This window comes from Gluconobacter sp. Dm-73, assembly GCF_018256215.1.
In the GTDB taxonomy this organism is placed as follows: domain Bacteria; phylum Pseudomonadota; class Alphaproteobacteria; order Acetobacterales; family Acetobacteraceae; genus Gluconobacter; species Gluconobacter cadivus.
This window is the reverse complement of sequence record NZ_JAERLW010000001.1, coordinates 378,428-395,502: the sequence shown is the minus strand read 5'-3', so window position 1 is coordinate 395,502 and position 17,075 is coordinate 378,428. Positions and strand designations below refer to the sequence as shown.

General features: G+C 61.5%; 17 protein-coding genes. 8 read left to right on the top strand and 9 right to left on the bottom strand.

What is annotated here, in order from left to right:
- Positions 1-2 precede the first annotated feature (2 nt).
- Entirely contained in the window at positions 3-566 is a 564-nt protein-coding gene (locus JK176_RS01860) for a Smr/MutS family protein (RefSeq protein ID WP_349291890.1), read from the bottom strand.
- Positions 567-722: 156 nt separating this feature from the next.
- Here JK176_RS01860 and JK176_RS01855 point away from each other — a divergent pair, with 156 nt between their 5' ends.
- On the top strand, positions 723-980 hold the full coding sequence (locus tag JK176_RS01855; RefSeq protein WP_211586113.1) for a hypothetical protein: 258 nt from the start codon (positions 723-725) through the stop codon (positions 978-980).
- Positions 981-1,058: 78 nt separating this feature from the next.
- Positions 1,059-2,243, top strand: coding sequence for a lipase family protein (locus JK176_RS01850; RefSeq protein ID WP_211586112.1), 1,185 nt, complete (start codon positions 1,059-1,061; stop codon positions 2,241-2,243).
- 79 nt (positions 2,244-2,322) lie between these two features.
- On the opposite strand, the gene JK176_RS01845 is transcribed toward JK176_RS01850, so the two are convergent.
- From JK176_RS01845 to JK176_RS01830, 4 genes are all read right to left on the bottom strand, one after another.
- Complete coding sequence (locus JK176_RS01845) at positions 2,323-3,798, bottom strand: cytochrome-c peroxidase (protein WP_249194096.1); 1,476 nt, start codon at positions 3,796-3,798, stop codon at positions 2,323-2,325.
- An 81-nt stretch (positions 3,799-3,879) separates the two neighbouring features.
- Positions 3,880-4,698, bottom strand: coding sequence for a site-specific DNA-methyltransferase (locus tag JK176_RS01840; protein ID WP_077802466.1), 819 nt, complete (start codon positions 4,696-4,698; stop codon positions 3,880-3,882).
- Positions 4,695-5,837, bottom strand: coding sequence for a murein transglycosylase A (locus tag JK176_RS01835; protein ID WP_211586108.1), 1,143 nt, complete (start codon positions 5,835-5,837; stop codon positions 4,695-4,697). The genes JK176_RS01840 and JK176_RS01835 overlap by 4 nt, the downstream gene beginning before the upstream one ends.
- Before the next feature lie 36 nt (positions 5,838-5,873).
- Positions 5,874-6,668 (bottom strand): Tim44/TimA family putative adaptor protein, encoded by a 795-nt coding sequence (locus tag JK176_RS01830; protein WP_211586106.1) that lies wholly within the window; start codon positions 6,666-6,668, stop codon positions 5,874-5,876.
- A 208-nt stretch (positions 6,669-6,876) separates the two neighbouring features.
- On the opposite strand from JK176_RS01830, the gene secB reads away from it, so the two are divergent.
- Positions 6,877-7,398, top strand: coding sequence for a protein-export chaperone SecB (gene secB, locus JK176_RS01825; RefSeq protein ID WP_062033330.1), 522 nt, complete (start codon positions 6,877-6,879; stop codon positions 7,396-7,398).
- A gap of 14 nt (positions 7,399-7,412) precedes the next feature.
- Here secB and JK176_RS01820 read toward each other — a convergent pair whose 3' ends face one another.
- Positions 7,413-8,060, bottom strand: coding sequence for a uroporphyrinogen-III synthase (locus tag JK176_RS01820; RefSeq protein WP_349291889.1), 648 nt, complete (start codon positions 8,058-8,060; stop codon positions 7,413-7,415).
- Positions 8,061-8,086: 26 nt separating this feature from the next.
- Complete coding sequence (gene hemC, locus JK176_RS01815) at positions 8,087-9,136, bottom strand: hydroxymethylbilane synthase (RefSeq protein WP_194261663.1); 1,050 nt, start codon at positions 9,134-9,136, stop codon at positions 8,087-8,089.
- A gap of 66 nt (positions 9,137-9,202) precedes the next feature.
- On the opposite strand from hemC, the gene tsaD reads away from it, so the two are divergent.
- From tsaD to JK176_RS01790, 5 genes are read left to right on the top strand one after another with little or no spacing between them, the layout of a single operon-like run.
- A complete protein-coding gene (gene tsaD / locus JK176_RS01810) occupies positions 9,203-10,288 on the top strand; it encodes a tRNA (adenosine(37)-N6)-threonylcarbamoyltransferase complex transferase subunit TsaD (RefSeq protein ID WP_211586104.1) in 1,086 nt (361 codons plus the stop codon).
- Positions 10,289-10,300: 12 nt separating this feature from the next.
- Positions 10,301-10,657 carry a hypothetical protein gene (locus tag JK176_RS01805; protein WP_211586103.1) on the top strand — a complete coding sequence of 119 codons (357 nt, stop codon included), beginning with the start codon at positions 10,301-10,303 and terminating at the stop codon, positions 10,655-10,657.
- A 1-nt stretch (position 10,658) separates the two neighbouring features.
- Entirely contained in the window at positions 10,659-13,337 is a 2,679-nt protein-coding gene (locus JK176_RS01800; protein ID WP_211586102.1) for a DUF4132 domain-containing protein, read from the top strand.
- Entirely contained in the window at positions 13,334-14,173 is an 840-nt protein-coding gene (locus JK176_RS01795; protein WP_211586101.1) for a 23S rRNA (adenine(2030)-N(6))-methyltransferase RlmJ, read from the top strand. Before JK176_RS01800 ends, JK176_RS01795 begins: the two co-directional genes overlap by 4 nt.
- A 2-nt stretch (positions 14,174-14,175) precedes the next feature.
- The gene (locus JK176_RS01790; protein ID WP_211586100.1) at positions 14,176-15,150 is read left to right on the top strand and encodes an NAD(P)H-dependent glycerol-3-phosphate dehydrogenase; all 975 of its coding nucleotides are present in this window, start codon (positions 14,176-14,178) and stop codon (positions 15,148-15,150) included.
- Between the two features lie 9 nt (positions 15,151-15,159).
- Here the strand turns inward: JK176_RS01790 and sodC are convergent, their stop codons facing one another.
- Positions 15,160-15,684 (bottom strand): superoxide dismutase[Cu-Zn], encoded by a 525-nt coding sequence (gene sodC / locus JK176_RS01785; RefSeq protein WP_194266536.1) that lies wholly within the window; start codon positions 15,682-15,684, stop codon positions 15,160-15,162.
- A gap of 97 nt (positions 15,685-15,781) precedes the next feature.
- Positions 15,782-16,987 carry a nucleoside transporter C-terminal domain-containing protein gene (locus JK176_RS01780; protein ID WP_211586099.1) on the bottom strand — a complete coding sequence of 402 codons (1,206 nt, stop codon included), beginning with the start codon at positions 16,985-16,987 and terminating at the stop codon, positions 15,782-15,784.
- Between the last annotated feature and the right edge of the window lie 88 nt (positions 16,988-17,075).

The window sequence follows — 17,075 nt, the reverse complement described above, 5'->3', positions numbered from 1 at the left end:
CGTCAGCGACGGCGCGTTTTCAACAAAATCCTGACTGATCCATGATTGGCCGCATGGGGATGCACAACGGCCAGAACCATCGACCGCAGATCCCCGCGCTGAAGCCACATTGGCAGCTCACGACGGATCAACCCGCTGGTCTCGCCGCTTCCAAGCCCCGTCACCACCTCTACACAACGCCAGTTTCGAACCCGCGCACGCTGCATGAAATCATACAGTCGCTCGAACGCCTCCTGCACGACATAGCCATGCAGATCGAGCCGCGCATCCACCTTCATCTGCCCGCGTGACAGACGTTTCCAGCTCGTATCATCCAAGCCCGGCGCGCGAACACCTACCGAAAGCTCCGCAGGACGCGGTTTCGGCCTCTCAGACTGTACAGGCAGGAAAGAGCGTCCCGTCACGACAGGTATGGAGCGCGGGACCTCGGGTACGGGTGCAGGAGGCTCGACCTTGGCCGCAGGCGCCAGACGACGCGGGGAGCGCGGAGACCGCAACGGCTTGATATCGCGGACAACCATCCGCCATAGCGTCGCTTCCTCCTCCCTCAGATCCCGCTTCGCCACACTATCCTCACTTCCTATCCGGCCGCCCTTGTCCATCAGACAGTTCAGGCCCCGAGCATGTAACGGCTTCGAGCATCATTGAACAATGTTCTTTCGGGACTTTCCGCCCGCGGATGCGTTTACACCTCAGGTTCCATTTTCCGAAAGAACAGGACCATGAGCCATCTGACACAGGAAGAGCGCGACAGCCTTCCCGACAGTGCCTTCGCCCTGCCCGAAAAACGCGCTTACCCGATCGATACCCGCGCCCGCGCCAGCAACGCCAAGGCCCGCGCGACACAGGAATACGAACGCGGCCTGCTGACGGCGGAAGAGCGTGAGCGGATCGACAAGGCCGCCGACCGCCGCCTCGCGCAGGACGATTGGACTGCCCGCATCACGTCAGATGCCGTCTCTTACATAAAGCCATTTTAAATTCACTTGACGTTAAGGACCATGCCGTCAGTCTCGCTTGCAACGCCAGACCGGCCCAAGACCGACCTAGGATCTTCCATGCCCCTGCCTTTCCTGCGCAAATTTGCTCCCCTTCTCGCCAGCACCGCCCTTTGTTTCAGCGCGGCACAGGCCGCAGCCCCATCCGGCGCTCAAAAACCCGGAACCATCACAACCTCGGCACCGCTGGCCGCAGCGCTCAGCCTTCCAGACGCCGGGCGCGCCCTGCGCATCACTTATCTTTCGACGAACGGCATTACCGGCAAGGGCCTCGTTCCCGTTACGGCCGAAATCATCCTTCCCCCCGGCCCCGCACCACAGGGCGGCTGGCCAATTGTCGCCTGGGCCCATGGCACTGTCGGCGTGGACGATAGCTGCGCGCCCTCCCTCAATCCCTATAACGATCGCAACAGCACCTATCTTTCAACATGGATGAAACGCGGTTTCGCTATCGTCGCAACGGACTATCAGGGCCTCGGCGGACCCGGCACGCATGCCTATCTGGACACCCGGGTCGAAGCCTATAGCGTCCTCGACAGCATCCGCGCCGCACTGGCCAACGTGCCGGACCTGAAAAACAAAATCATGATTGTCGGCCAGTCTCAGGGCGGTGGCGCCGCCGTCGCTACGGCGGCCTACGCTCCGGCCTACGCCCCCGAACTGGACATCCGCGGCACCGTAGCCACCGGAGCCCCCTACGTCACGCCCGAACTTCTTGGGGATCTGCTCAAGAATGCCGCCCATCCCGACGCAGGCTACAGCCCGCTCGTCGATTATGTCCTCTACCTTGCCACCGGACTGGCAGGACACGACCCGCATTTCCGTCCCGAAGAAGCCTTCACCCCCAAGGCGCTGCCCTTCTATCGCAAGGCGGCGCATGAATGCCTGACATCCCTGTCCCAGCAGACGCAGGCCGCTGGCCTGACATTGCACAACACGCTCCAGCCGACCTTTCTCAAGGCCATCAGCCCGGCTCTGAAGGGCATGGAGTTCCCAACCCTCAAGCTGGCCCAGCCTCTCTTCACCGGGACGGGCACAGAAGACCGTGACGTCCCACCTGCGCTCCAGCTTGGGCTGGTTAAAGCCGCCTGCGCCGCAGGATCGCTCGTTCAGGCGCATCTCTACAAGGGTCTGAACCACAGTGAGACGGTCAACGGCTCTCTGGCCGATTCCGCGATCTTCACCAACGAAGTCATGACCGGGCAGCCCGTCCCGCCGCAGTGCAACCCCGTTCCGCAGCAATAAGCCCTTACAGACAAGGCCCATAAGAAAACGGCCCCGGATGATCCGGGGCCGTTTTTTATTTCCGCAGGTTCCGCAGACTTCAGTTCGAGACCGGAGCCTGTAGCGGCTGGTCAGCGGGCACATCCTTCAGAGGAATGCCTTCGTACTTGCCTGTCAGCGTTTTGAGGAACGCCACGATATCCGCGACATCCTGATCGGCAATGTCCCGATCCGGGGTCTCGTAACGTGCCATTTCCCGAACGACCTGCTCCAGCGTGGTGGCCGAACCATCATGCAGCCATGGCCCGGTCAGTTCGACATTGCGCAGGTTCGGAACCTTGAACCGCGCCCGATCGCCTTCCGCATGCGTCACAGACAGACGCCCCTCATCCGCAGCCGTCAGCTTCGTGTGACGGTTTTCGAAATACGGGCCTTCCAACCCAAGAATCTCGTAAGCGTCACCGCCCACGGCAATACCGCTATGGCAGCCTGAGCAGCCGATTTCCTTGAAGCGCTCATAGCCGCGCTTTTCCTGCGCCGTAATCGCCTTCGCATCGCCCTTCAGATATAGATCGAAACGGCTGTCCGGCGTGATCAGCGTCTTTTCATATTCCGCAATCGCCCCCGTGATCGTGTCCTTGTCGATCTGATCGGAACCGAATGCCGCCTCGAACTGCCCGGCATAGGCGGGAGTGCTCCGAACATGCTCAGCCACTGTCGCCCAATCATGCGAACCCATTTCGAGCGGGTTCATGACCGGCCCTGCTGCCTGCTCCGCCAGATCCTTCGCACGACCGTTCCAGAACTGGGACATGCTGAACACGGAATTATAGACGCTGGGTACATTGATCGGCCCCTTTTGGCCCCCAATACCCGTCGCGGTCGTCAGATTGTCCACGCCGCCCTTGTCCAGACCATGACAGCTTGCACAGTTGAGCGTTCCGTCACCCGACAAGCCCTTGTCGAAGAACAGCGCCCGACCAAGTTCGGCCTTCTTCCAGTCTACGCCTACATTCTCGGGAATTGGCTGGATCGGCTCGCCACGGAACTGCGCTGCCACGCCCGACGTCGCATAATAACGCTCGCGCTGTTCACGCACCCAATTCAGGATATCCACGCGCTGCTTTTCGTTCAGATGGGCATGCGGATGCATCAGCAGATAGGCCGCCGGCGGCATACGGTTTTGGGTGATGACTTCTTCGATGCGGGAAAGCTGCTCGACCGAAGGCGGCTTGCCCTGCTGCAACGCGGCCAGAACCGGTGCATATTCAAAATGACGCTGCCCCTGCACCAGATCGCGCTTCATGATCTGGTTGGCCAGCGGCAGGCTGAAATAGAACGGCAGGTTCGCATTCTGCGTGTGGCAGTAATCGCAGCGCACTTCGCGCAGAGCCGCAAAAGCCGCCATGGCCGTCGGGTCCTGACGCGTTGGGCTGCTGGCAGGAAGCTGCGGTGCTCCAGCATGATCGAAATGCTCGAGATATGTGACAGTCCCGCCCCAGGCGACAACGCCCAGCGCCACCAGACCGGCAATTCCCTTTGTAATCGTGCTGGAACGCACCACTTTTCTCCTCATACTCACGGTGTCGTGATAATGTCGAAAAGTGACACGCAAAGTCAAAGTGATTGAACCTGTCAGAAAAACAGGTGTCGTCGATTAATCTTCGTCCTCATGATCGATCGCAGCCCGCACCCGCTTGCGCGCCACGTTCACATAAGACGTATCGGTATCAATCCCGATCCCCACACAGCCCATCCGCTCCGCCGCCACCAGCGTCGTCCCGGAGCCCATGAACGGGTCCAGCAACACGCCGCCCGGCCGCAGCCCGTGCAGCCGGATGCAGGCTTCGGGAAGCGCCACCGGAAACGTCCCCGGATGGCTGAACTTCTCCTTGCGGCTCCGCACGGTCTCGTAGGGAATAAACCACGTATCGCCTCGACACCGCCGGTCCGTGATGTGCTGCCGCCGCACGATATTGCTCTTGTCCGTAAACGGTACACCCGCATCCAGCCGCTGCACCGGCACGTTTCCTGTCTTGGTCAGATGGAACACATGCTCATGGTTGCGGTTGACGAAACGCGCAGAATTCAGCGGCTTGAAATGCCCGTAGGTGATCTCACCAACCGAAATCGACTTGATCCAGGTGATGTGGTTCTGAAGCACGAACAGCTTGCGCAGCCGGGTCATCAACTCGAACGGTAGCCAGGGCTGGGACGACGATCCTGCGATATTCAGGAAAAATGACCCATCATCTTTCATCACGCGACACAAACTGGTGCAGACATCCTCCAGCCAGTCCAGATACGCGTCTTCCGGCAGTCGATCCTGATACGTCCGGTACGACACACCCAGATTATAGGGCGGCGACGTCACCACCACGTCCACGCTCTGCGACGGCATCCGCTTGAGAACCGTCGTGCAGTCTCCCCGGATCAGCGTATGAACACCGAGTTTTTCCCGGCGACTGCGGATCATTGCGCCCCGGAATCCGCAGGTGGGCGCGGCAGAAACAGCACCATCCGGCCATGTGCATGCAGGTTCCCGGCGATGGACTGCGCGCTCGCACCCCACCCTGTGAACAGATCGGCGCGTCCCGCACCTTTGATATCCGTCCCGATATCCTGCGCGAACACCAGATGATCCCATGTGACGGGCTGGCCCGCGCCATAAGGCAGCTTCGTCTCAACCCAGAGCGGCATCGCAAACGGCACCAAAGACCGGTCAACCGCCACGGAGCGTCCAGCCGTCAGCGGCATCCCGAATGCGCCTTTCGGCCCCTGCGCCAGATTACCGTCGTCACGACGGAAAAAGACATAGTTCGGATTGCGCTCCAGCACGGACATCATCTGATCCGGATGCGTCTCCAGCCAGTTCCGGATGCTATCCATGCTGACGCCATCCGCAGGCAGTTCGCCCTGCTGCACAAGTACACGCCCCAGCGGCACATAGGCCTGCCCGTTGCGTCCGTCATAGCTTACGCGCACCTGCCCCCCATCGGGAAGGATCAGCCGCCCTGAGCCCTGAATCTGCAAAAACGACAGATCGATCGGGTTTTTCAGCCAGGCGATCTCAAGCCCCTGCCCTTCCAGCGCACCGCCATCAATCGCGGCACGGTCGTAATAGGGTGCGAACTGTCCGTTCACCCAGCGCCCGCTGACCATCTGACCATTGGTCGCCTTCGCCCGGACGAGATCATGCGGACGGCCATAGACCGGCGTCTGATACTCCCCTCCGCGTGTCAGGGAGGCAGGAATCTGGGGCTCGAAATAACCCGTATAGAACGCCTCAGTGCCAATCTCGTAAGGCTGGAACCATGTTTCCAGATACGTTTTGGCGTCTGTTGCTGCCGCCAGCACGGTACAAGCATTGCCCCAGTCGGCAGCATGGCGCCCGTAACTGATGGCGTCGCTTCCGCCAAGCAGCGTCTCAGGCGGCAACTGTGACAGTCGATGGCACTCCTCCCGAAGCAGCGGCATCAGCGATGCAAAATCCTCCTGCCCCCATCCGGCAAGCGAATCATATCCTACGGGAGAAAGCGAAAATGACGACGGCGCCTCTTGCGGCGTACAGCCGCACAGCACACCGAGAGTCAGCAGAGTCAGCAGTTTTTTCATCGGACAGGCAGAAAACTCGAACAGAAAAAATAACGATCAGGCCGGGCAGGACGCTGCGAGACGCCATTGCGCATCGGATTGTCCTGCCACACGCTCGAACAGCCACAGATCATGGAACTCGGTGACGGCTTCTGTTCCGACCACGGGCTCGCCCTGACGATCGGTCAGGATATTCACCTGCCGCGACACGATCCGTACCTCGATTCGGCCTGTCCGCTGCCCGTCGTCCGCCGACACTAGCATCGCATCAAGAATGGAAAGGCTCTCAACGCCGCGAAGATCACTCCGCTGCGTCTCACCAGCCTGCGTCCGAACGTCGATTGCCGCAGAAAAACTCTCCAGCGCAGCGGGCGTCAGAAGTTTTTCCAGTGCGGGACGATCCCCGACCGCAAAGGCCGGAACAACCTGCCGGAACGTGTCTTCAGCGTCTTTCAGAAAACCTGAGGGCGAGAAGCCGGGGAAAGTCGTTCCAATTTCAGCCAGAACACCACCGACACGGGTCACAGGTGCGGGAATTTCATACTCCACATCCGGCACTGTGGCAGCGAACGCACCGTTATCGCCTTTGCCCGAAGCCTGTCCCGGGAGTGGTGGGGGTGCGCCCGGACGCGTTGCATCAGGAGCAGCACCTTTCTGTGGTCCAAAACCAAACCGGCCACCGCCCGGACGTTCCTGCCGCACACCCTGCATCCCGACGCGACGGCCGAGCACACGGTAAAGCCTCACACCCAGCACCACGGCGAGCACGAACAGGACCACGAGGTCCCAGGGGAAAGAATGGCCAGCATGTGCCATGAGGCCAGCGGGGAGGTGAATGTCGTCAGAAGACATGAAGCTCTGTTTCTCACTGTCCGGACTTTGCAGTGCCCGGTTTAAAGATCCGTTGCCCTACAGATAGGGTGCAATCCCTCTGATCTCAACCATCTGTCGGCCAGAAGCGTGTCTTGGCGTTCAGCAGACATCATGCTACCGCCGAGGGATCGCAATCGTTTCAATCGATGTCCGCCATGGGGTTCGCCCCTGCGGAACCGGAGACCGCATGTCAGAGAACACCGCCGACAACACCGTGATGGGTCAGGAAAACGTGCCGGCAATGCCGCTCGCCATCAACCTGCAATACACGAAGGATCTTTCCTTCGAAGTTCCGGCTGGCGCGTCCATTTTCGCAACGCTTCGCTCTGCCCCGCAGATTTCCGTCAACATCGACGTCCAGGCCAACCGTCTGGAAGAAGACCAGGCTGTCTATGAAGTCGCTCTGGCCGTCCGCGCCGAAGCTGCCGAGCCGCCCGCACAGGAAGGTGGACAGGCCGGTCGTACGGTGTTCATCGCCGAGCTGACCTATGCCGCCGTCGTGACGCTGACCAACCCGCCGCAGGAACTGGTCGAGCCGATCCTGCTGGTTGAAGTTCCGCGCCTGATCTTCCCGTATGTCCGCGCCATCGTCAGCGATGTCACGCGTGACGGCGGCTTCCCGCCCGTCGTGCTTCAGCCGATCGACTTCGTGGCCCTGTGGCAGGCCAAGCGCGCCCAGCAGTTCCCGGAACCCGCCGGAGAAGCCTGAGTCGAAGCCTGATCTTAGGTAACTGGCCCGAGTTGCTCCAGCGGATCGGGCCACATCACCGCGCGCCATTCCTTATGGTTCAGGCGCGCGGCTATGGCCTCTGACAGACAGAGCGCCCGCACGGCAGACAGTGCCGTCACGTCTTCGGCCCCAAGCGCTTCCCGAAACGCTTCCGCCGTTTTCCCGGAATACAGCAGCACAGAATCGACTCGCCGCTCCCGCAGAGCCGCCGTCGCATCCTCCGGCAAGGTCATACGCTTGCAGGCCACATAAACTTCCGCCCGCTGCACCTCCAGATTTCTCGCCAGATCCAGACCGTAGCCTTCGCCGCTGGCCAGAAGCACGTCTGCGCCCGTAATGCCCCGCATCCGGCAGAATGCGGTCAAAGCCCGGGCATCTCCGTCTGCCGCTTCAACATGGATAAATCCGGCCTGACGCGCCCGCGCCGCCGTTTGCGAGCCCACGGCAACGAGCAGTCTATCCTTCGGCCAGTCCCGCAACGCAGGCAGTGCATTCGCGCTTGTCACCAGAACCGCACGGAAGTTTTCAGGAGCAACCGGCGCCAGTGTCGTGATGTCCAGCATCGGACACGCTATCGCCTGCCAGCCCAGCGCCCCGACTTCCGCCATGGTAGCAGACAGTCCTGGCTCCGGCCGGGTCACCAGAACGACGCGGTCCGAGAGAAGCGTCAGGGACGCCTCATGTCTTCGAAAATGTTGGACGGCGTATCGCGACGCAGTTCGTCCGCAAGTTCCGTTCCCATACGGGCGGCTTCGAGCGGCGCGCCTTCGATGTGGCGCTGCAACAGGAACGTGCCGTCCTCGCTTGCAATCATGCCCGTCAGCTTCAGCACGCCCTTCTCGATGCGGGCATAGCCTCCGATCGGCGTCCGGCAGGAGCCGTCAAGCTCCGCCAGAAGCGCGCGCTCTGCTGTCGAAACGGCCCGGGCTTCCGGATCTTCGATCGCGGACAGCAGTTCGCGCAGTTCCAGATCGCTCTCACGAACCGTCACGCCCACGATGCCCTGACCCGAAGCCGGCAGCATCTGATGCGGCTCGAACACCACATCCACACGATCTTCCATGCCCAGACGACGCAGCCCTGCCAGCGCCAGAAGCGTCGCATCGCACGCTCCGGCCCGCAGCTTGTCCAGTCGCGTCTGCACGTTGCCCCGCAGCAGCCCGAACCGCAGATCGGGACGGACATGCAGCATCTGCGCCTGACGCCGCACGGACGCACATCCGATCAGCGCGCCTTCGGGCAGGCAGTCATACGGGCGTTCGGGATCGATCTTTACGGTCCGGTCCCGCAGGATCAGCGCATCGCGCGCGTCCTCACGCTTGAGCGTGCAGGCCAGCACGAGACCGGGCGGCAGATTGGTTTCCAGATCCTTGAGGCTGTGCACGGCAAAATCAATCCGCCCTGCCACCAGTGCCTCGTGGATTTCCTTGGCGAACAGTCCCTTACCGCCAATTTCCGCCAGACGCTGAACCTGATTGCGGTCTCCCTCAGTGCTGATCTGGTATTCCTGAAACGCACCCATGTCGCGCAGGACCGGGCAGAACCGCGTCAGACGCGTCAGAAAATTGCGCGTCTGGACCAGCGCCAGCGGCGATGCCCGCGACCCGACACGAAGAGGGAGCTTGCGGCCAGTCGGCGGCTCAGCGGCATGGGAACGGCGGACGGCTTCCGCTGCAACTCGCTGGAGCGCATCGGAAGGCAGGACGGGAGCATTCATGAACGGCAGCTTTAGCCCATTCACACGGGACTGTCATGATATGACAGACTCGGCCATAATAAGGGGATGTCAGCCCCCGTTACTCATTCTCCCACACCTGCGCGTCCCCTTCTCGCAATCGAGACCTCCTGCGACGATACGGCCTGCGCCATTCTCGCTTATGACGGCACCATTCTGGCCGAAAGCGTGCTGTCCCAGATCGATCATGCCATTCTTGGTGGCGTCGTCCCGGAAATCGCGGCCCGCGCGCATCTGGACGCGCTGCCCGCTCTGGTGACGGAAGTCCTGAAAAAAGCGTCCCTGACGCTCGCCGACATCGATATTTTCGCTGGCACGACCGGTCCGGGTCTGATTGGCGGCCTGATTGTTGGCAGTTCCTACGCCAAGGGGCTGGCCATGGCGCTGAACCGTCCTTTCATGGCCGTGAACCATATCGAAGCCCATATTCTCACGCCCCGACTTCCCAGTCTCGGAGCGGAGCTTCACTTTCCCTACCTGACGATGCTTGTCTCGGGCGGCCACTGCCAGTGCGTGTCGGTCGAACAGACGGGCCGTTATGTCCGTCTGGGTGGCACAATCGACGATGCCGCCGGTGAGGCCTTCGACAAGGTTGCCAAGATGCTTGGCCTCGGCTGGCCCGGCGGCCCTGCGCTGGAAAAACTTGCCACCGAAGGCCGGGACGATGCCTATGCGCTTCCCCGACCGCTCAAAGGCCGCGAAGGCTGCGATTTCTCTTTCTCGGGCCTGAAAACTGCCGTCAGCCGTCTAATCGACACGCAGGATCCGACCGGAACGCGCGATGCCCTGCCACGCCAGTTCGCAGCAGACGTCGCCGCCTCCTTCCAGCGCGCCGTCGCGGATGTGATGGCAGACCGTGCGGAACACGCCCTCGCCCTCAGCCCGAATGCCACGGCGCTCGTGGTAGCAGGTGGCGTGGCGGCCAACAAAACCCTGCGTCATGCGCTCGAACAGGTCGCCGCCAATCACGGCATCCCTTTCTTCGCCCCGCCTCTGCGGCTGTGTACGGATAATGCGGTGATGGTTGCGTGGGCTGCGCTTGAGCGTCTTCATGCAGGCGAAACACCCAACGACATCGACACCGCCGCCCGCCCCCGCTGGCCGCTCTCTGAACGCACTCCCGCTCACGCCTGAACAGGAAGCCTCATGACCGCCATCCTCATCCGCGACGAGACCGGAACCGGCATCAGCAGACCCGCCCTGCGCTTTGACTGGAAAGCCCGCAGACATCTGCGCGTGCGGGACCTGATCGCAGAACGCGTCCGTCTCGAATGGGACAACGGCGGCAAAATAGAGAACGAAGAGACCGCCCTCGTTCCGCAGGGCGCGCCCTGTATCGAAACAGTGGAAGCCGCCATCGACCATGCCCTGAAGGCTTTTGAACGCCGGGCCTATCTGGTCATCATCAATGACCATCAGATTCCGCATCTGGATGACGGCATCACCCTCAGCCCGGACATGACCATCACCTTTATGCGCCTCATCCCGCTGGTCGGAGGCTGAGATGCAGCAGCGTGATCCAGCGCTTGTCGCCTCCCTGCCCGGTGGTCCGCTCTATCGCCTCCTGTCAAAAGTCGGCGACATGGAACAGGCCTTCATTGAGTGGCGCGCCCTGATGCGCTCCCGCTGCCCTACGGTTTTCGAAGACGCCAGAAAAAAATGGGTCGAACTCTACGAACAGCAGAGATGCGACTACAAAGGCTACGCCTTTAGGGAGCATGCGTACCAATACCTCAGCGATACCATTCCTCTCGCCGCCTATTTCCTGCCCGAGACGATGGGCACCGCGCCACGGCCTGCGTCTCCGAAATGGCTGGAGCGTCTCTCTCGCGAGAGCCTTGATCCCGAAGCTCCCATTCCACTGGCGAAACGCCATTCCTGCTGGACCCGCTTCGAAATATTCGGCTCGGGTCCAGTCCCGTCCGTGAATTCCGAATCCCATCGCATCATAGATCTGAAATGGCTAGCCCAGGCCCGAGCAGATTATGTCCGGGTTCCGGTCGAACGCCCTGGGGCGTTCCGCCTCATCCGCCAGTACATCATTCGCCTGACCCTGTATCCGAGCAATGTGGACGATCCCGTCTTTGATCGCCTCTCCACCCCCGATAATGTTACACCCTCTGTCAGAACCCTGCACGACCGAGCTGCCATTCTCGCCGCCCCTGACGGACAGGACGTTTTGACCCTGGCCCGTACTATTCTTCGCGATTTCGATACGGCGGACGGTCGCTGGATCGACGGTCCGCTCTATCGGGCCACCATTCTTCCCATCCTCATCCTGCATGCAAACAACCGCATCAAGGCCACAGGCTCCGTTCGGGAAGCGGCCTACGAACTAATCGCCAAGCCAGACGCTTTCATACCGGAACAAGAGACCCTCTGGCGAATGGACACTGCGGCACTGGGACTACAAAACCTTGGCAAACGCCCTCCAACGGAACTGCTCAAGCTCAATAAAATCCTGTGCGGCTGCCTCTGGCTCGTCGCTGTCAGTGGCAAGCCTGAAGATGTGCAACTCCTCAGCACACTGGCAAAAAACTTCCAGAAGAACGAGAAAGTCTTCGAGTTCAACCGCATCATCCGGGCTCTGGGCCTCACCGCAGACCGCGACGCCATCAACGAACAGATCGCCCTGCGCCAGAAAACCCGTCATTCCCTGATGCTCGGCCAGATCAACGCCGCCCTGGCCGACTCCGCACAAAAATCCGGCACCAGCATCACCGAACTCGAAGAACGCTCCGCCTATACCCACGACCTCGACAGCCATCATGAACGGGCCGTTCCGCTTCCCAACGGCCTGACCGCGACCCTCTCCGTAAAAACCAACGGCTCCGGCACGGTCACACTCTTCTCCGCCGATGGCACCGAACTGCGCCCGGTCCCTCCCGCGATCCGAGCCGAGCTCAAAACCATCCGCGCCTATGAAAAACTCAGGGAAGAAGCCCGCGCCCTGACAAAGGAAATGCAGGCCCACCGCCTGCGCCTCGAACGCTCCTGGCTCACTCAGGAAAGCTGGACTGCCGAACGTTTCCGCACGAACTATCTGGCCCATCCCGTCCTGTCCTGGCTCGCCCACCGCCAGATCTGGACCCTCACCGCGCCCGACGGCACACAGCGCACCGTCCTCTTCCCGAACGGCACACCCGTCGCCCCGAACGGCACCCCGACCGCCCCCCTGCGCGACGACGAAACCCTTACACTCTGGCACCCGCTGGACGCTGATATGGCCTTCGTCAGCCAGTGGCGCGACACGCTGGAAGCCATCGCCCTCATCCAGCCCATCCGTCAGGCCTGGCGCGAAACCTATGTCCTGACGGACGCCGAGCGCGCTACGTCCCCGGCCTCCCTTCGCTACGCAAAGCAGGTCCTGCGTCAGGCACAGTCTGTCGAACTCGGCCGCCAGCGCGGCTGGCGCGTGCGCACCCTGAGCATGCACATGCCCTCAAGCGAGGGCGATCCCACCAGCCTGACCATTCCCGCCGCCGGTCTGCATGCCGAAATCTGGACCGCCGGCGTCGACGGTCAGGCCGCTTTCCAGCACGGAACATTCACCCATATCCTCACTGATCGGGTTCAGTTCCGCACCGTCACGGACAAGGGCTCCTGGCGTCACGACGGCGGCAAAAAGCTCGCCATCGGCAAGGACACTGTTCCCCTCGAAAACGTCCCGCCGCTGATTTTTTCGGAAGTCATGCGCGATCTGGACCTCTTCGTGAGCGTGGCCTCCATCGGCCTCGAAGTCACCTATCTCGACGGCGCGGAAGGCCGTTCCATCGGCGAATGGCGCCGCCTGAGTGATCTCGCCATGTGGAGGCAGGACGAAACCACGTCCCTCAACGGCCGCGCCCGCATCCGCTATGAGACGCTTGAACGGATACTCCCCCGCCTCACCATCGCGGACCGCCTGGAACTCACCGACACGCATGTCCATGTCCGCGGCGTGCTGCACAGCTACCAGATCCATATCGGAACAGGGAACATCTTCCTCGATCCCGACCGGCGCTATATCTGCATCGTACCCGACCCCCGCAAAAAGAAATCCAGCATCGCCCTGCCCTTCGACGACGACCAAACCCTCTCGGTCATCCTGTCGAAACTCTTCCTTCTCGCTGCCGATGACAAAATCAACGATCCCGTCATCCTCAGGCAGTTCCCCGCCTCCACCCCGGAACAGACATCTTGAACTACCGTCACATCTATCACGCCGGAAACTTTGCCGATTGCATGAAGCACGCCCTGCTTCTCGCACTCATCAAGGCGCTGAAGCGTAAACCGGCGGGCTTCGTCGTCCTCGATACCCATGCCGGATGCGGCCGCTACGACCTCACGTCAGAAGAAGCCGAGAAGACCGGGGAATGGCGCGCGGGCATCGGCCGCCTGCTTGACGATCCTGCAGCCCCCGCGATTGCGGATTATCTCGACGCCGTTCGCCCCAACGTGCAGGACCGACACCGCTATCCCGGCTCCCCGGCTTTCGCCCGTGCCGAATTGCGTCCGCAGGATCAGCTTATTGCCTGCGAACTGCATCCTGAAGACGTCCGCCCCCTCCGCCGTCTCTTTCACGCCGACCCGCAGGCCGCCGTTCATCACCGTGACGGTTACGAAGCCCTGCGCGCGCTTCTCCCGCCCAAGGACTTCAAGCGCGGCCTCATTCTCATTGATCCGCCGTTTGAAAAACCGGACGATTTCGCCTGCTGTGCAGAGGCTGTTGCCCTGATCCGTAACCGCTTCCGCGCCGGGATCGTCGCCGTCTGGTATCCGATCAAGCACCGTACACCCGTCCGCGCTTTCTATACGGCCCTTCAGGATGCGGGCATCCGGGATATGCTCGCCTGCGAGTTTCTGCTGCGTCCGCCGGTCGATCCGTCCCGCCTGAACGGTTGTGGTCTGCTGGTCGTCAACGCCCCGTTTGGCTTTGAGGACGAGGCGCGCAATATTCTCGAAGCCCTTGCTGTCGGCCTGCGTTCTCCGGACGCGGAAGATATCCAGATCACGATCGAACGGCTGGCAAAGGAATAATCATGAGCAGACGTCCGCATATCGCCGTTATTGGCGCTGGAGCCTGGGGAACCGCGCTGGCCTGCGCCATGGCGGCTACCGGCGCGGACGTCACGCTCTGGATGCGAAACCCGGTCCCGCCCGGAACCCGCACCCTGCCGCGTTTGCCAGACATCACCCTGCCCGACACCGTCACCATTACCGGAGATTTCCCGCGCACCGCCGATGTCGTGTTGCTCGTAACCCCGGTGCAGACCGCCCGCGATGTCTCAACGCGGCTTCAGACCGTGCTCGACCCGGCCGTTCCGGTCGTGACCTGCTGTAAGGGGCTGGAACAGGCCACCTCTCTCCTGCCGCTCGATGTGCTGGCCCAGACCATGCCGAACCGCCCGACAGGCGTTCTTTCCGGTCCGAACTTTGCCATCGAAATCGCCAAGGGCCTCCCCGCTGCTGCAACGCTGGCCTGCGCGGACCTTGCGCTTGCACAGACCCTCACGGCGCTCCTCAACACATCCAGCTTTCGTCTTTATGCCAGCGATGACGCCGCTGGTGTTCAGCTTGCGGGAGCCGCCAAGAACGTCATTGCTATCGGCGCAGGCATCACGATCGGCGCTGGACTGGGCGAAAACGCCCGCGCGGCCCTTATCACCCGCGCTGTCGCCGAAATCGGCCGCCTCGCCGAAGCCATTGGAGGTCGCGCCAGCACGCTTGCGGGCCTCGCGGGCATGGGGGATCTTATTCTGACCTGCACCGGTCGCGGTTCACGCAATTACAGCGTGGGCCTGAAACTTGGCGAAGGTCGCCCGCTTGCGGACATTCTCGCTTCACGCACGACAGTCGCGGAAGGCGTTCTGACCGCGCCCGCGATGCTCGCCCTTGCCCGCAAACATAACGTACGGGTGCCGATTATCGAGACCGTCACCCGCCTCCTTAACGAAGGCGTTTCGATCGAGGAAGCGCGCCATCTTCTGCTGGACCGCCCCCCGACCCGGGAATAACGCCGCGCCTTAGTGAAGAACAGCGCAGGCTACCCGGTCGCCCGAACCACCAATCGGTTGGGTCTGGTAATCATCCGGCTTGGCATGCACCACCACAGATGCACCGTCGGCATCCATCAGCGCAGGCAGAGCTTTGCCGCCCTTCAGCGAAACCAGCGTGGAATAAAGCTCAACCGTCGCGGTCCCGTCCGGTGCGACATACAGATTCGGCAGATCACCGGCGTCATTTGCATCCGCCTTCAGAAGGCCATGCACCACCGGCGTTGTCGCATGGACATGCGCGCCCGCGCTGGTGAATTTCGGAGCCGCGCAGTTGCCCTTTTCATGAAAATGAATGCCGTGCCATCCCGGCGTCAGCCCCTGCACCTGAAGACGCAGCAGAACGCCCTTTGGCGCATCCGTCACGGTCACGATCCCATGAGACGCGCCATCCGTCCCTTTCAGTTCTCCCGAAACGCTGTCTGCCGCACAGGCCAGAGAAGGGATGGCTATGGCGGAGGCCAGAAGAAGGGTCAGAAATCCGGAACGACGCATGGGCACTCACAGTCTTTGCAAAGTCAGATGATAACTATTCTCATCTTAACTTAGGTCAGGCAAATCTTCCGATCAGAGATTCGTGATCTGCCGAAAATCAGACGAACAGCCCCGCAATAACCGCGCTCATCGCATTGGACAGCGTTCCCGCCAGGACAGCCCGCACGGCAAGCGATGCCACATCCGTCCGCCGACGCGGCTCCGCGCTGCCAAACGCGCCAATCAGAATGCCGATCGTCGAAATATTCGCAAATCCGCACAGGGCAAAGGACAGGATCGTGATTGTCCGCTGCGACAGCGCATGGGCGTGGATCAGCGGCGACAGGTTCACATAAGCCACGAACTCGTTGAACGCGATTTTCTGCCCCAGTAGCCCCCCCGCCACGACACACTCGCTCCACGGCACGCCAAGCAGCCAGGCAAAAGGCGCAAATACCATGCCCAGAATCCACGATAACGACAGCCCGACCGCACCGAGAAGCCCATTTGCCAACGCAATCAGCCCTACGAAGGCAATCAGGACAGACCCAACCGCCACCGCGATCTTCGCACCATTCATCGCACCATCGGCAATAGCCTCGAACATGCTGTGATGCCCGTGATCCGCGCCCGCAATCTGCGCGTCAGAGCGGCGTGGCCCTGGAAACAGAATGCGTGAAAACAGCAAGCCGCCCGGGATGGCCATGAAAGACGCCGCCAGCAGGTTCTCCATCGGCACCCCCAGCGACGCATATCCCGCCAGCACCGACCCCGCGATGGACGACGTTCCGCTGCACAGAACGGTCGCCAGTTCCCCCTCCGACATTTCCGCAAGACAGGTCTGAAGCGCGATCGGTATCTCGCTCTGTCCCAGAAAGATCGTCAGCACCGCTGCAAACGATTCCAGCCCAGTCGTTCCCAGGATCCGCGAGAGCGCTCCACCAATCAGCTTCGAGAGGAACTGCAACACGCCCCAATGCTGTAAAAGCCCGAGAAGTGCAGCGACATAGACGATCTCAGGGAGCACCTTCAGCGCAAAGACAAAGCCGCCATTGCCGAACAATCCGTCCATTTTCGGGCCAACAAGACCACCAAACAGAAACGCACTGCCCACATCCCCAAAAGACAGAACTTTCGTCACCGCATCGGACACGACATGCAGTCCATGTGCGCCTGCCGGAACCCACAGCACAACCGCCGCAATCAGCACCTGCAAAAGCAACGCCCGCCCCACCAGCGCCCAGTCGATAGCCCGGCGATTGCTGGACAGGAGCGCCCCCAGAAACAGAAGCCCGGCCATGCCGAAAAGGACGCGCAGGATCACTCAGGCAAACTCCTCATGAAAAACAGGTAGAACTGAACCTGAAACGACCCGAACCTGTCCATCATGTCACGTTCTGTCCACCCCTCCT